This is a genomic window from Pseudomonas citronellolis, from assembly GCF_029335315.1.
Taxonomy (GTDB): Bacteria; Pseudomonadota; Gammaproteobacteria; order Pseudomonadales; family Pseudomonadaceae; genus Pseudomonas; species Pseudomonas citronellolis_A.
The window spans coordinates 1-14,333 of sequence record NZ_JARJLT010000180.1 but is presented as its reverse complement, the minus strand read 5'-3'; the positions used below and the strand labels follow the sequence as shown (position 1 = coordinate 14,333).

The 14,333-nt window shown below is 65.9% G+C and carries 11 protein-coding genes; 4 read left to right on the top strand and 7 right to left on the bottom strand.

The window, feature by feature from the left end; translation table 11 throughout:
• From P3W75_RS14220 to P3W75_RS14210, 3 genes are all read left to right on the top strand, one after another.
• Positions 1-3,087, top strand: a 3,087-nt coding sequence (locus tag P3W75_RS14220) for a DUF637 domain-containing protein (protein WP_276228000.1), incomplete at its 5' end; no start/stop codon positions are given.
• 164 nt (positions 3,088-3,251) lie between these two features.
• A complete protein-coding gene (locus P3W75_RS14215) occupies positions 3,252-3,608 on the top strand; it encodes a hypothetical protein (RefSeq protein ID WP_276227999.1) in 357 nt (118 codons plus the stop codon).
• Positions 3,609-4,063: 455 nt separating this feature from the next.
• The gene (locus P3W75_RS14210; RefSeq protein ID WP_276227998.1) at positions 4,064-4,543 is read left to right on the top strand and encodes a pentapeptide repeat-containing protein; all 480 of its coding nucleotides are present in this window, start codon (positions 4,064-4,066) and stop codon (positions 4,541-4,543) included.
• 220 nt (positions 4,544-4,763) lie between these two features.
• Here the strand turns inward: P3W75_RS14210 and P3W75_RS14205 are convergent, their stop codons facing one another.
• Positions 4,764-5,108: a cupin domain-containing protein gene (locus tag P3W75_RS14205; RefSeq protein WP_276227997.1), complete on the bottom strand. Its 345-nt coding sequence runs from the start codon at positions 5,106-5,108 to the stop codon at positions 4,764-4,766.
• 160 nt (positions 5,109-5,268) lie between these two features.
• Here P3W75_RS14205 and P3W75_RS14200 point away from each other — a divergent pair, with 160 nt between their 5' ends.
• Complete coding sequence (locus tag P3W75_RS14200) at positions 5,269-6,003, top strand: class I SAM-dependent methyltransferase (RefSeq protein ID WP_276227996.1); 735 nt, start codon at positions 5,269-5,271, stop codon at positions 6,001-6,003.
• A gap of 39 nt (positions 6,004-6,042) precedes the next feature.
• Here P3W75_RS14200 and P3W75_RS14195 read toward each other — a convergent pair whose 3' ends face one another.
• From P3W75_RS14195 to P3W75_RS14170, 6 genes are all read right to left on the bottom strand, one after another.
• A complete protein-coding gene (locus tag P3W75_RS14195) occupies positions 6,043-7,356 on the bottom strand; it encodes an LLM class flavin-dependent oxidoreductase (protein ID WP_276227995.1) in 1,314 nt (437 codons plus the stop codon).
• A 7-nt stretch (positions 7,357-7,363) separates the two neighbouring features.
• On the bottom strand, positions 7,364-9,697 hold the full coding sequence (locus tag P3W75_RS14190; RefSeq protein WP_276227994.1) for a TonB-dependent receptor: 2,334 nt from the start codon (positions 9,695-9,697) through the stop codon (positions 7,364-7,366).
• Positions 9,698-9,845: 148 nt separating this feature from the next.
• Positions 9,846-10,895, bottom strand: coding sequence for an AraC family transcriptional regulator (locus tag P3W75_RS14185; protein ID WP_276227993.1), 1,050 nt, complete (start codon positions 10,893-10,895; stop codon positions 9,846-9,848).
• 326 nt (positions 10,896-11,221) lie between these two features.
• A complete protein-coding gene (gene ssuD / locus P3W75_RS14180) occupies positions 11,222-12,355 on the bottom strand; it encodes an FMNH2-dependent alkanesulfonate monooxygenase (RefSeq protein WP_276227992.1) in 1,134 nt (377 codons plus the stop codon).
• Between the two features lie 238 nt (positions 12,356-12,593).
• Positions 12,594-13,862: an OmpP1/FadL family transporter gene (locus P3W75_RS14175; protein WP_276227991.1), complete on the bottom strand. Its 1,269-nt coding sequence runs from the start codon at positions 13,860-13,862 to the stop codon at positions 12,594-12,596.
• Positions 13,863-13,986: 124 nt separating this feature from the next.
• Positions 13,987-14,286 (bottom strand): ArsR/SmtB family transcription factor, encoded by a 300-nt coding sequence (locus P3W75_RS14170; protein WP_208604341.1) that lies wholly within the window; start codon positions 14,284-14,286, stop codon positions 13,987-13,989.
• Between the last annotated feature and the right edge of the window lie 47 nt (positions 14,287-14,333).

The following is a 14,333-nucleotide window of genomic DNA, read 5'->3' as shown; positions in this document are numbered from 1 at the left end:
GTGGTGGCCCGCACCGGCCAACGCTTCCTCGATGGACTCACCAGCGACGAAGCCCTGTTCAAGTACCTGATGGACAACGCCATCGCCTACAAGGACAGCCTCAACCTCAGCCTGGGCGTGGCCCTCAGCGCCGAGCAGGTAGCGGCGCTGACCCACGACATCGTCTGGCTGCAGGACCAGGTGGTGAACGGCGAACACGTGCTGGTGCCGGTGCTCTACCTGGCCCAGGCAAACAACCGCCTGGCGCCCAATGGCGCGCTGATCCAGGGCCAGGACGTCAGCCTGATCAGCGGCGGCACCCTGAGCAACCAGGGCACCCTGCGCGCCAGCCACGACCTGTCCGCCACCGCCACAAACATCACCAACAGCGGCCTGCTGGAAGCCAACCGGCGCCTGCAACTGCTGGCCACCGACAGCATCCGCAACGCCCAGGGCGGCGTTATCAAGGGCCGCGACCTCAGCCTCACCGCGTTGACCGGCGACCTGAGCAACGAACGCAGCGTCACCCGCATCGACAGCGCCCAGGGCACGCGCAGCTGGACTGCCAGCTTCGCCGACAGCGCCGCGCGCATCGAAGCGGACAACGACCTGAGCATCAACGCCGGGCGCGATATCAACAACATCGGCGGCACCCTCAAGGCCGGCAATGACCTGAGCCTGAGCGCCGACCGCGATATCAACCTCAACGCCGCGCAAACCACCAACGGCCAGGTCAACGGCAGCCGCCACCGCGACCAGCAGATCGAACAGCTGGGTGGCGAAGTCAGCGCCGGGCGCGATCTGGACGTCACCGCCAAACGCGACCTCAGCGTGGTGGCCAGCGCCCTGGATGCGGGCCGTGACGCAGCGCTCAGCGCCGGGCGCGACGTCACCCTGAGTTCAGCGGCCAACGAGAGCCACAGCTACAGCAAGACCAAGAAAATCACCGCCCAGCAAGACCATGTCGAGCAGCAGGGCACGACGCTGACCGCCGGCGGCGACGTCACCGTCAGTGCCGGCGAAAACCTCACCCTCAAGGCCAGCAAGATTGGCGCGGGCAACGAGGCCTACCTGGTCGCCGGCGACAAGCTGGAACTGCTGGCGGACTACGACAGCGACTACAGCCTCTACGACAAGAAGAGCAAAGGCAGCTTCGGCAGCAAGAAGACCCAGCGCGACGAAGTCACCGATGTGAAGGCCATCGGCAGCCAGATCAGCGCCGGCAGCGACCTCACCCTGCTCAGCGGCGGCGACCAGAAGTACCAGGACGCCACGCTCGAAAGCGGCCACGACATCGCCCTCGTCAGCGGTGGCGCGGTGACCTTCGAGGCGGTCAAGGACCTGCACCAGGAAAGCCACGAGAAAAGCAGCAGCAACCTTGCCTGGCAATCGGCCAAGGGCAAGGGCCAGACCGACGAAACCCTGCGCCAGAGCCAACTGGTGGCCCAGGGCGAACTGGCCATCCGCGCCGTCGACGGCCTGAACATCGACCTGAAGCAGATCGACCGGAAGAACGTCAGCCAGACCATCGACGCCATGGTCCAGGCCGACCCCAACCTGGCGTGGCTGAAGGACGCCGAGGCGCGCGGGGACGTGGATTGGCGGCGGGTGAAGGAGGTGCATGACTCCTTCAAATACAGCAACTCGGGGATGGGGCCGGCGGCGCAGTTGGCGGTGGCGATCGTCGTCAGCGTGATGACCTATGGCGCTGCCAGCGCCGCGATTGGTGCAGGTGCCACCGCCGGCTCGGCCATGAGCGCGGGCGTCGCCGCGACGGCTACCACCGACGCGGTAGCAGCCGGATGGGCCAACGTCGCCCTCGCCAGCGCCAGCAGCTCGCTGGCGTCCACCGGGGCGGTTTCGACCATCAACAACAAGGGCGATCTCGGCGCGGCGCTGAAGGACACCCTGAGCAGCGACAGCCTGCGGCAAGCGATGATCGCCGGAGCGGTAGGCGGCTTGACCACGGGCTACTTCGACGACCTGGCTGGGACCAAGACCAAGTTCGTCGATGGCAAGGTGGTCGTGGACCTGAGCAGCGCCAATGGTGTCGCCTCCTTCGCCGCCAACCAGGCCCTGCAGAACCTCACCAGCGCGGCCCTGAACAAGGCAACCGGCGGCCCGGCGAACTTCGGCGACGCGCTCAAGGACAGCCTCTACAACACCCTCGCGGCAGCTGGCTTCAACGCGGTGGGCGACTTCGGCCAGGCCCACAAACTGGAGACCGGCAGCGGCCAGATGGTGGTCCTGCACGCCCTGATGGGCGGCCTGGCTGCCGAGGCACGGGGTGAAAGCTTCTCTACCGGCGCTGTCGCGGCGGGCCTCAACGAAGCCGCGGTGAAGGACCTCGACGCGCTGGTCAGCAGCTATTCCCCGGAGAACCGCGAAGCCTTGCTGAGCATGAGTTCGCAACTACTGGGTCTGGTGGCCACGGTAGCGCAGGACCCGACTGCAGATGCGGGCAAGCTGGAAACCAGCTCCTGGGTCGCGAAGAACTCGACCCAGTACAACTTCCTTGCCCACGAACTGGATGGACTGGAAAAAGAAGCCAGTGAATGCACGACGACGAAGACCTGTGACCAAGTCCGGGAGAAGTACCGCCAACTGAGCGTGGCCAACGATGACAGCCTGGCGGCAGCGTGCACAGCCAGCAAAGGCGCTTGCCTTCGAGAGTACGGCTACCTGGTCACCGAGCGGCTGAGCATCCAAAGAAAGCTCGAGGAAATGTATGCCAACGACGCGATCCCCCTGGCGTTCAAGGAGGATCTGCATCGCTACAACCTACAGAACGTCGGCGCGATGGGGCAGTTGGTCGAAGCCAGCGCGGCAATGAATCTGCAGGACAAGGGCGCGTCTGCGGCTCAGGCATCATGGGGGGCGAGCCTTCTTGCGGCTTTGGCTGGGGCTAAACTTGGGGACGGGGCGAAAGGGGCAGGCCCCAAAGTACCTCCAAAATTGCTACCGCTGTCGAATCCTCCCCAAGGTCCAGTTATTCCCTCGAGTTGGGTGAGCCGGCCAGGTAAAACGCCAGTAAAACGCCAGGAAGTACGATTTACTATCCACCAGGCACCGACCCAAATGCTCCAGGCAGTACATATATTCGGTTGATGCCTTCAGGTTCAACACCTGTTCCCGGTTTGGAGAACGGCTATTGGATATCCGTGAAAAATGGACAACCTATAAACCCGGCTACGGGTGGAACTGGCACAAGGGGCGATACGCATGTACCACTGCCACCCAATACTGTGCCGCCTAAGCGGTAAGAGGGGCCAATGATTAATGAGTCGGATTTTGCAGAGCTAAGATCAGCGATGCTGACAGGTGTGACTGTAGGTGTGGGTTCTCAGGTTCTGATTTTTGAAAATGGAGTTACCATATTAATCCAATGTCCTTTTAAGTGCGATGGTAGAGTGGGTGAGCGATGGGGGCATGGTGAGGATTTCACTACTGGAGTACTGATTTTTGATTTTTTAAATCATAAGTTAGAGGATGTTTTTTTTGAGGCAGGGGAGGCGTTAAAGCTTGACTTTGGGGAGGTGGGGTCACTGATGATTGTTCCAGAAAAAAATGGCTTTGAGTCTTATGTCTTGACTACAAGGTTCGGTATATCTCCGGTGTCAGTTGTTTAGCTCTGCAGAAGTTTTTTGGTAAAAATGGGGCGGATTTATTTTTTCTACTCTAAAGCTGGCCGGTCGGGCAGGACTAGAGGAGGGAAAAGGGGACAGATTTATTTTTTCTACTATAAAGCTGACCGGTCGAGCAGGATTAGAGTGCATTAAATAAATCTGTCCCCTTTTTCAGAAATCATCCAGAAGGCACTGCAAGGAGATAAAGCTGTAAGCGCTCAAAACTACGTTTCGCTTCCGGCAATTCAGCGATATGTTGATCGCCTAATTGCAGGCGAGGTGGCACCTCCCATTAAAATGGACGGAAATGTAATCGTTGACGGGAATCATCGATATATCGCGGCAAAAATAATGGCCCTTGAGCCGAGCGTGGTTCCCGGGGTGTTGTCTTCGAGCAAGCTCGGTCAGACTAAACCCGTAGTCGACGTCAAGATTGATCCAGTGGATTGGGGGAATAGATGATTACCTTAAAGCTCGAGACGGGTGAGTCCGTAGAACTTCCCTTTGAAAGTTTTGTTGGGGCGGATTTCAAAGGGAAATCATTGCATCGGGCCCTATTTGAACGGGTTGATGCGACTGAGGCTGACTTTTCTGGAGCTAACTTGAGAAATGCTTCTTTTGGGCATGCGATCCTGAATGGAGTGAAAATGACTAGAGCGGCACTTATGAATGCGACATTTGACAATTCAGAGATGGAGGGTGCGGATTTATCCGGCTCGCTCGCTGCAGGTGCAAGCTTTATAAAGGCAAATCTTTCAATGTCGAACTTGCAGGGGGTTGACGTCGGTGGGGCCTGTTTTAATGGGGCTGACTTGCGCGGTGCAAATTTTGATGTTGAAAGAGTGACTGATGTAGGATTCTCCAATGCGCTTTACGATGAGAGAACTATTTGGCCTTCTGGTTTTGACCCAAAGTCTCATGGTGCTATCGAATTTTAACCTGAGGGTCAAAAGGGGACAGATTTATTTTTCCTGCTCTAAAGCTGGCCGGCCGGGTAGGATTAGAGTGAATCAAATAAATCTGTCCCTTTTTTCCTGCTTTTTTCCTGCGCGCTTGAACGTGACCAGTCCAATCGGACGAACTGGAGCCTCTTGCACGCCAAAAAGCGCAAAGCCCACCCCAAAACCGCAGCCCCAAGGCAGGCTCGACACCGCGCCGTCAGGCGAAGACGAAGTACTTCCGCACCGTCTCCACCACCTCCCAGGTGCCTTTCAGGCCCGGTTCGATGACGAAGACGTCGCCGGCCTTCAGGTGCACCGGTTGTTCGCCCTCGGGGGTGATGATGCAGTAGCCGTCGAGGAAGTGGCAGTACTCCCATTTTTCGTAGTTCACCTCGAACTTGCCCGGAGTGCAGATCCAGGTGCCCATGATCTTGCTGGCGTCGGCCGAGGTGTAGGCGTTGAGGTTGACGGTGTGCGGGTCGCCGCCGATGCGCTTCCACTTGGTGGCGTCGAGGACGGGGGTGGGGCAGGTTTCGCGCAGTACGGTGATGAAGTCGGACATGTCGGCTCCGGATCGCTGGGAAAGGGCTGTCACCATAGGGCGCCCCGGCGCGGCGCGGTTGCCTGGCGCCGACACCGGGCTGCCTGAAAGCGCGGCTTGGGCGCTGGCGCGTGCTTTGCTTGCAGGGTGGACCCGAGAGCCTCGATCGCAGGAGCGCGCCATGGCGCAGAATATCTACGACAACCCCGATTTCTTTGCCGGCTACAGCCAGTTGCCGCGCCAGGTGCGCGGCCTGGACGGCGCGCCGGAGTGGCCAGCGTTGCGCGCCATGCTGCCGCCGCTGCAGGGCTTGCGGGTGCTCGACCTGGGCTGCGGGTTCGGCTGGGCGGCGCGCTGGATGCGCGAGCAGGGCACGGCCTCGGTGCTGGGCCTGGACCTGTCGGAGAAGATGATCGCCCGCGCACGGCTGGATACCGCCGACGCCGCCATCGAGTACCGGCGCGCCGACCTGGAAAGCCTGGCGCTACCCGGGGCGGCCTTCGACCTGGCCTTCAGTTCGCTGACCTTCCATTACCTGCGCGATTTCCCCCGCCTGCTGCGCACCCTGCAACAGGCGCTGGTGCCGGGCGGGCAACTGGTGTTCAGCATCGAGCACCCGCTCTACATGGCCGCCGCGCATCCGGGCTGGTTGCGGGACGAGGACGGGCGCCAGACCTGGCCGGTGAATGGCTACGCGATCGAGGGCGAGCGGCGCACCGACTGGTTCGCCAAGGGCGTGCTGAAGTATCACCGCACCCTGGCCGGCACCCTGAATGCGCTGATGGGCGCGGGGTTCGCCCTGTACGCCATCGATGAGTTCGCGCCGAGCGCCGAGCAGGTGGCGCAGTGGCCGGCGCTGGCGGAGGAGCTGGAGCGGCCGATGCTGTTGCTGGTCGGGGCGCGGCGTATGGGGTGAGGCGCTGGGCCCCCGCGTTCGCGGGGGTGACGGTTCTGATCAGCGCCGCTGCGGCCGGCGCAGCCCCAGGTGCTCGCGCAGCGTGCTGCCCTGGTATTCGCGGCGGAACAGCCCGCGTTTCTGCAACTCCGGCACCACCAGTTCGACGAAGCTGTCCAGGCCGTCCGGCAGCAGCGGCGGCATGATGTTGAAGCCGTCGGCGGCGCCGGCGCTGAACCATTCCTCCAGGTGGTCGGCGATGCGCCTGGCGTCGCCCACCACCGTGCAGTGGCCACGGGCCCCGGCGGCGCGCAGGTAGAGTTGGCGCAGGGTCAGGTTCTCGCGGCGGGCCAGTTCGATGAACAGCGCCTGGCGGCTTTTCATGGCGTTGCTCGGCGGCAGTTCCGGCAGCGGGCCGTCCAGCGGGAAGGCCGAGAGGTCGAGGCCGCCGGCCATGCCGGAGAGCAGGGCGAGGCCGAGTTGCGGTTCGATCAGTTCCTGCAGTTCGCCGTGCAGGTCCTCGGCTTCGCCCTGGGTGCGGCCGAGCACCGGGGAGATGCCGGGCATGATCTTCAGCGCGTCCGTCGCGCGGCCGTAGCGGCCCAGGCGGCCCTTGAGGTCGGCGTAGAAGGCGGCCGCGTCGGCCAGGGTCTGCTGGGCGGTGAACACCACTTCGGCGGTGCGCGCCGCCAGCTCCTTGCCAGGCTCCGAGGAGCCGGCCTGCACCAGCACCGGGTGACCCTGCGGCGAGCGCGGCTGGTTCAGCGGGCCGCGCACGCGGTAGTGCTCGCCCTGGTGGTCGAGCACGCGCAGTTTCTCCACGTCGAAGTAGCGGCCGCTGGCCTTGTCACGGATGAAGGCGTCGTCGGCGAAGCTGTCCCACAGCCCGCGCGCGACGTCGATGTATTCCTCGGCCTGGGCGTAGCGCTCGGCGTGCTCGAAGTGGCGCTCGCGGCTGAAGTTGTGCGCTTCCTGGTCGCTGGCCGAGGTCACCAGGTTCCAGCCGGCGCGGCCGCCGGAAAGGTGGTCGAGGGCGGCGAAGCGCCGGGCCAGCAGGTAGGGATCGTTGTAGGCCGTGGACACCGTGGAAATCAGACCGATGCGCTCGGTGCCGGCGGCCAGCGCGGCGAGCAGCATCAGCGGGTCGAGCACCTCGGCGTTGGCGGTGTGGCTGGCCAGCTCGGGGGTACCGAGCAGGGCCAGGTTGTCGGCGAAGAAGATGGCGTCGAACAGGCCGCGTTCGGCGGTCTGCGCCAGGCGCCGGAAGTGCGCCAGGTCAAGGGCGCCGGCCGGGGCGCGCGGGTGGCGCCAGGCGGCCAGGTGGTGGCCGCTGCCCATGAGGAAGGCGCCGAGGCGCATCTGTTGCTGGCTCATATTCACCTCAGAAGTCGTAGCGCAGGGTCACGCCGGCCATCCGGCGCTGCCCGGGGTAGCCCACGTAGAGACCGTTGGAGGAAGCGATCACCGCCTGGTAGTACTCCTTGTCGAAGGCGTTCTTCACCCACAGCGAGCCGTCCAGCAGGCCGTCGCCGACTTCGTGGCGCAGGCCCACGGAGAAGTTGGAGATGCCGTAGCCGGGGATCTTCGACAGGTCGGAGTTGTCCAGCGTGCCCTCGGCTTCGGAGCGGTAGGCGTAGCTGGCGGTGACGTAGGGTTCGAAGCGGTTTTCCAGCTGCCACTTGTATTCGCCGTTGAGGTTGGCGATCCACTTCGAGGCGCCCATCACCCGCTGTCCGCTGAGGTCGCAGGTGGTCGGCGCGCCGGCCTGGCCGCTGACTTCGGCGGGGCAGGGGGCGTCCTTGAACGACAGGTAGGTGACGTCGTTGTAGGAGCCGTTGAAGTTCAGGGTCAGGCCGCGGATCGGCAGCGCCGTGGCTTCGAACTCGACGCCGCGCGAGCGCAGGTCGCCGGCGTTGGCCAGTACCTGGTAGCCAGTCACCGAGCCGGCCGGCTGGTAGTAGGTGGTGGCCTGGTAGCCGGTGACGCCGGTCCAGAACAGGTTGGCGTTGAGCAGCAGGCGGCGGTCCAGCAGGGTCGACTTGAAGCCCAGCTCGGCGTCGTTGGCGCGTTCCGGGCCGACCAGCAGCGAGTCCGCGCCGGCGCTTGGCGCGCTGCCCACGGTGAGGTTCACCCCGCCGGATTTCTCGCCATGGGACAGCGAGGCGTAGCCCAGCAGGTTGTCGTCGAAGTGGTAGCTCAGGCTCAGCAGCGCCGAGGGCGAGGCGTTGTGCAGGCTGAGGTCGCCGGAATCGTAGGCGCCGGCCTGGCTGGCGCGCACCGCCGCCGGCAGGCCGCTGACCGCCGCGCCGCCGACCGGGGCGTAGCGCTGCACCCGTGCCTGCTTTTCCTCGTAGGTGCCGCGCACGCCGGCGGTGAAGTCGAGCTTGTCGGTGAGGTGCCAGGTGCCCTGGGAGAACAGCGCGTAACTCTGGGTGTCGATGGTGCCCTTGCTGGTGCTGCTGATGTTGTTCAGCGCGTTGAGGTTGGCCCCGACCAGGTTGAGGTCGGCCAGCGGGCCGAGGTCGACGAAGTAGCGGTTGTTCAGGTCCTGCTTGAAGGCGTAGGCGCCGACCACGTAGTCGAAGGCGCCGCCGGTGGGCGAGGCCAGGCGGATTTCCTGGGAGAACTGGCGGTCGTGGATCTCGTAGCCGAGGTCGCGGATCACCGGCACGTCGAGCTCGTCGGAGTCGTTGGCCGGGTTGAAGTGCCAGTAGCGGTAGGCGCTGATCGAGGTCAGGGTGAAGCCGCTGTCGAGCTTCCAGTTGGCTTCGAGCGAGGTGGCGTTCTGGTGCACGCTGACGTTCTGCCGGCCGTCGATGTTCGACTTGCCCAGCACCGGGTGCGCGCCGACCAGGCTGGCGCGCTTCCAGAACAGGTCGGAGGCGCCGTAGATCACACCGCTGCCCTGGCTGGAGTTCTCGCTGTTGTACTCGTTGATCCAGCGCAGGCTGAAGTCGTCGTTGGGCTGGAACAGCAGTTGCCCGCGCAGGCCCTCGCGTTCGCCGCCGAGCAGGGTGCGGCCGTCGGCCTGGTTCTTCAGGTAGCCGTCGTCGCGGGTGCGGTACACCGACAGGCGCCCGGCCAGGGTGTCGGTCAACGGCCCGGAGAAGCTGCCCTTGCCCTGGAAGTAGCCGTTCTCGCCACCGGAGGCCTCGACGCTGCTTTCCGGGGTGAAGGTCGGCTTGCGGGTGGTGATGTTGAGCACGCCGGCGGTGGTGTTCTTGCCGAACAGGGTGCCTTGCGGGCCGCGCAGCAGGTCGAGTTGCTCGACGTCCAGCATGTCGAACACGGCCATGCCCGGGCGGCCCAGGTAGACGTTGTCCAGGTAGATGCCGGCGGAGCCTTCCAGGCCGTCGCTGGCCGGGTTGTTGCCGATGCCGCGCACCGCCAGGCTCGACTGCCGCGCGTGGATGTAGGCGACGTTGACGCTGGGCAGGGCCTGCTGCAGGTCCTGGATCTTGTAGATGCGCTGCTTCTCCAGGGTGTCGCTGTTCAGCGTGGTGATCGGCGTCGGCACGTCCTGGGCGTTCTCTTCGCGGCGGCGCGCGGTGACGGTGACCGTCTGCAGCGAGTCGGTGGTCGGCTGCGCTTCGGCGGCAGTGGTGCTGGCTTCGTCCGCGCCGAAGGCGGCGCCGCTGGCCAGCAGCAGCGCCAGGCTCAGCGGGTGCAGCGCCAGGCCCGCGCGGCCGGCGGGGAAATGGGGTCGATTGCTCATGGCGGGTCCTTGCGGGTGGCCGTGGCACGCACGGCGAATGTTGGCTGGCGGGGGCTGGTGCCCCTCTGGAAGGCGATGCTAGGCGGGCGGCGGAGGCGGGGATGGGCTTTGGCGGACATTCCATGGTCCGCCGCGGACAACGCGGGAGTCAGACCGCCAGGGCCAGTCCCTGTCCCTGGCGCTGCGGCGCGCGCGGGGCGGCGCCGAGTTCGCGCTGGCGCCATTGGCCGGGGCTCTGCCCGGTCCAGCGGCGGAAGGCGCGGTTGAAGCTGCTCGGCTCGTTGAAGCCGAGGCGGTAGCACACCTCGTTGATCGAGCAATGCGACTGCCGCAGGTAGTCGAAGGCCAGCTGGCGACGGGTCTCCTCCAGCAGTTCCTTGAAGGTGGTGGCGTAGCGCAACAGGTGGCGGTGCAGGTTGCGCACGCTCATGCCCAACTCCTCGGCCACCAGCGCCTGTTGCACTTCGCCGCGCGGCAGCTGACGGACGATCGAGCGGCGCACCTGTTCCGGCAGGTCGTGGCGTTCCAGGCGTTCCAGATAGCTGGCCAGGCTGCCGTCGAGGGTGCGCGCCAGTTCGCTGTTGCCGCTGCGCAACGGCACCTGCAGCAGGCCGAGGTCGTAGTCCACCGCGTTGTGCTCGGCGGCGAAGCGCAGCGGGCAGCCGAACAGCCGCTCCCAGCGCGCCGCGTCGGCCGGGCGCGGGCGCGCCAGGTGCACGCAGCGCACCACGCCCAGGCCCCAGATCGGCGTGGCGTGGCGCAGCCCGGAGGCCAGCAGCGCCTCGGTGGCCATCTGTTCCACCTCGACCCCGGCGATGCGCCGGTACAACAGGCGGCAGGCGTCGGGCAGGCGCTCCAGGCTGACTTGCCCGGAGGTGCTGACCACCGGTGAGAAGCGCACCACGCGCTCCAGCGCCTCGGCCACGGTGGCGCTGCTCTGCAGGGCGAACAGCAGGCCGTGGAAGTCGGTGGGCAGGCTGTGGCTGGCGACTTCCAGGCCGAAGCCGGGGTCGCCGGTGAGGCGCTCCACCGCGCGCCACAGGGCGCTCATGCGCTGCAGTGGGATGCGCAGGTTGGCGTCGTGCAGTTGCTCGGGGTCGATACCGGCGCTGCGCAGCAGCGGGCGCGGGTCGTGGCCGTGGGCGCGCAGGGCGCGGGCGATGACCAGGGCCCAGGTGGCGATGGTGTCGGCGTGCATGAGTGGCTCCTTCCTGCTGCGGCTCGGCGAACCGGCACGGCCGCCTGCTCCGCGCGCCAGAGGGTTCGGCGCGCGGGGAAGGGCAATGATTGGCGGTTTTGCTTAGCTCTTGAAGAAATTGTTTTTACTGTTCTTATTCTTTTAAGCGATATGCGGTGAAATCCAGAGTCTCTGGGTTCCCGCGTTCGCGGGAATGACGAAATCCGAGAAGACACCTTGGCGCTGAACGTAGGGCGAATAACCGTTCGCGGTTATCCGCCGTCGCAGGGGACGACGGCGGATAACGCTTGGGCGTTATGCGCCCTACGCCAGGGAAGGCGGACGCTTCAGGCGGCGGGGGCGCTCTGCCCGGCGCGTACGTCGAAGGCGCCGCCGGTGAGTACGCCGTCCACCGTCACCCGGCCCTTACCCGGCAGCAGCGGGAACACCAGCTCGGCGAAACGGTAGGCCTCTTCCAAGTGTGGGTAGCCCGACAGCACGAAGCTGTCCACGCCCAGCGCGGCGTATTCCAGCAGGCGCGCGGCCACCGTCTCGGCGTCGCCGACCAGCGCGGTGCCGGCGCCGCCGCGCACCAGGCCGACCCCGGCCCAGAGGTTGGGCGCCACTTCCAGGCGGTTGCGGTCGCCGCCGTGGAGTTCGGCCATGCGCCGCTGGCCGACCGAATCCATCTTCGCGTAGTTGGCCTGGGCCGCGGCGATGGTGGCGTCGTCCAGGTGGCTGATGAGCTCCTCGGCGGCGGCCCAGGCCTTGGCGTTGGTCTCGCGCACGATCACGTGCAGGCGCACGCCGAAGCGCACCGTGCGGCCGTGGCGGGCGGCGCGCTCGCGCACGTCGGCGATCTTCTCGGCCACCGCCGCGGGCGGCTCGCCCCAGGTCAGGTAGGCGTCGACGTGTTGCGCGGCCAGTTCGTGGGCGGCTGGCGAGGAGCCGCCGAAGTACAGCGGCGGGTAGGGCTTCTGCACCGGTTCGAAGAAGTTCTGCGCGCCTTCGACCTTCAGGTGCTTGCCGCTGTGGTCCACGGTTTCGCCCTGCAGCAGGCGGCGCCACACGCCGAGGAATTCGTCGGCGGCCTCGTAGCGTTCGTCGTGGCTGTAGAACACGCCGTCGGCGGCCAGCTCGGTGGCGTCGCCGCCGGGCACCACGTTGAGCAGCAGGCGACCGCCGCTGGCCTGGTCCAGGGTCGCCGCCTGGCGCGCCGAGGCGGTGGGGTTGCCGAGGGAGGTGCGCAGCGCCACCAGCAGCTTGATGCGGCGGGTCACCGGCACCAGGCTGGCGGCGGTCACCCAGGGGTCGAGGCAGCTGCTGCCGGTGGGGATCAGCAGGCCGTCGTAGCCGAGCTGGTCGGCGGCCACGGCGATCTGCCGCATGTATTCGTTGGTCGGCGCGCGACCGCTGCCGGAGTGGCCCAGGTAGCGGGTATCGCCGGAAGTCGGCAGGAACCAGAAGATGTCCAGGCTCATGAAGGGTGTCCTCGTTGCCATCGTCGAAAGAAGGGGCGTCGCCCCGTGGGTGCACGCGTGGCGGGAGTCTTGTAGGTGGGAGGGCTCGCCGCCTGCAAGGCAAGCGGCGTGCCAGCGCCGGCAGTCGCGGGGTGCAGCCCGCCTGGGCCCGGTTGGACCGAGCCGGGCTGTTGGCGGGCGGCAGAGGTGTTGAAACGCTGTTCGCGGGGCAACAGCTGGCCGGTCGGCGCTTGGCCTATCAGAACTTCCAGGCGTAACCGAAGCCGAAGATGTCCTGGCTCATTTTCAGGTTGGCTTCGCCGCCGCCGAAGGCCGGGTCGATGGAACCGCTGCCCTTGACCTTCTCTTCGAAGCCGTGGGTGTAGGCCAGGCTCAGCTCGTTATCGGCCGACGGGCTCCAGGTCAGGCCGAGGCTGGCGTGGTCCTGGATCACTCCCGGGGCGAGGATGTTGAGGAAGGTCTGGCTGCTCGGTACCGGCTGTTCGGCGTGGCTGTAGCCGCCGCGCACGGTGAGCGCGGGCGTCAGCGCGTAGCTGGCGGCGAACTTGTACACGGTGATGTCGCGCCAGCCGAAGCCGGGGCCGTTCTGCGCGCCGAGCTGGTTGCCGGCGAACAGCTGCTGGGCGCTGAACGGGTTGCCCACCGAGGTCACGTGGCCGTACTTGATCTCCTGCACGTCGGCGCCCAGGGTCAGGCGCGGGGTCGCCCGGTAGGACAGGCCGACGCCGTAGTTCTCCGGCACGTCGAAGCTGCCGCCATCGGCGAACAGGCCGGCGTAGCGGTCGAACTTGTCGGCCTTGATCTTCGAGGCCCAGGTCAGGCCCAGGGTGAGGTCGTCGCTCAGCTGGCCCTGCCAGCCCAGGCGCACGCCCACGCCGGTGGAGCTGTCGTGGTCGCGGTCGTTGAGGTTGCCCGGGTCGCTGGAGAACATCGGGTTGGCGAAGGCGCCCAGGCCCTTGCTGGCGAAGCGCTGGTAGACGATGTTGAGCGCCACGCCGACCGACTGCCGCTCGGTGAAGCGGTAGGCCACCGAGGGGCTGAAGAACACCTGGCTGAAGTCCACCCCGGCGCTGCCGCTGCTGCCGTAGGCGGCATAGGGGTTGTGCCGATAGTCGGTGTTCATGCCGCCGTTGCCGTACACCGCCAGGCCCACGCCGAGGCGCTCGTCGAGCTGTTTGCTGACGCCGAACTCGGGGATCAGGAACAGGTTGCGGGCGTTGCCGTTGTAATGGCCGTTGGCGCCGGCGCCGTTGCCCTCGATGCTCGCGCTGCGGTCGGGGGCGAAGAGGGTGGCGCCGAGGTCCAGGCGGTCGCCGATCCAGGCCGTGCCGGCCGGGTTGTTGGCGGCGGCGAGGGCGTCCTGCGGCTGGGCGATGCTCACCCCGGCCTGGCCCTGGGCCTTGATCCCGTAACCGTGGAAGAAGTAGCCGTTGGTGGCCTGGGCCGCCGGGCTGGCGAACCCGCCCAGGGCCACCAGGCCGAGAATCAGACGTGACTGGACTTGCATGAATCGACACTCCCCATGGCAAGGGCGGCAACTCGCCGCCCCAAGGGATGTCAATTTAATAGAATGTATAATGTCTAACTATAATATTAAATTCTGTTTATATGCCCTGCGGAAATATGAAGCCTCAGGGCTGCGGGCAGTAGAGCAGGTACAGGGTACTGAGCAGGTGCAGCACCTTGGGGTCCTTCACCGAGTAGAAGATGCGCTTGCCGTCGCGGCGGGTGTCCACCAGGCCCTCGCTGCGCAACACGCCGAGCTGCTGCGAGAGGTTCGGCTGCTGGATGCCCAGCAGCTCCTCCAGCTCGCCCACGGAGCGCTCGCCCTGGCTGAGCTGGCAGAGCAGCATCAGGCGGTCCGGGTGGCTCAGGGAGCGCAAGGTGGTGGCGGCCTCGGCGGCGGCCTGGCGCATCTGCTGGATATCCATGGGGCCCTCGGTGGGTGGAAGAGGCGGGCAGTATAGGGAAAGCGCCG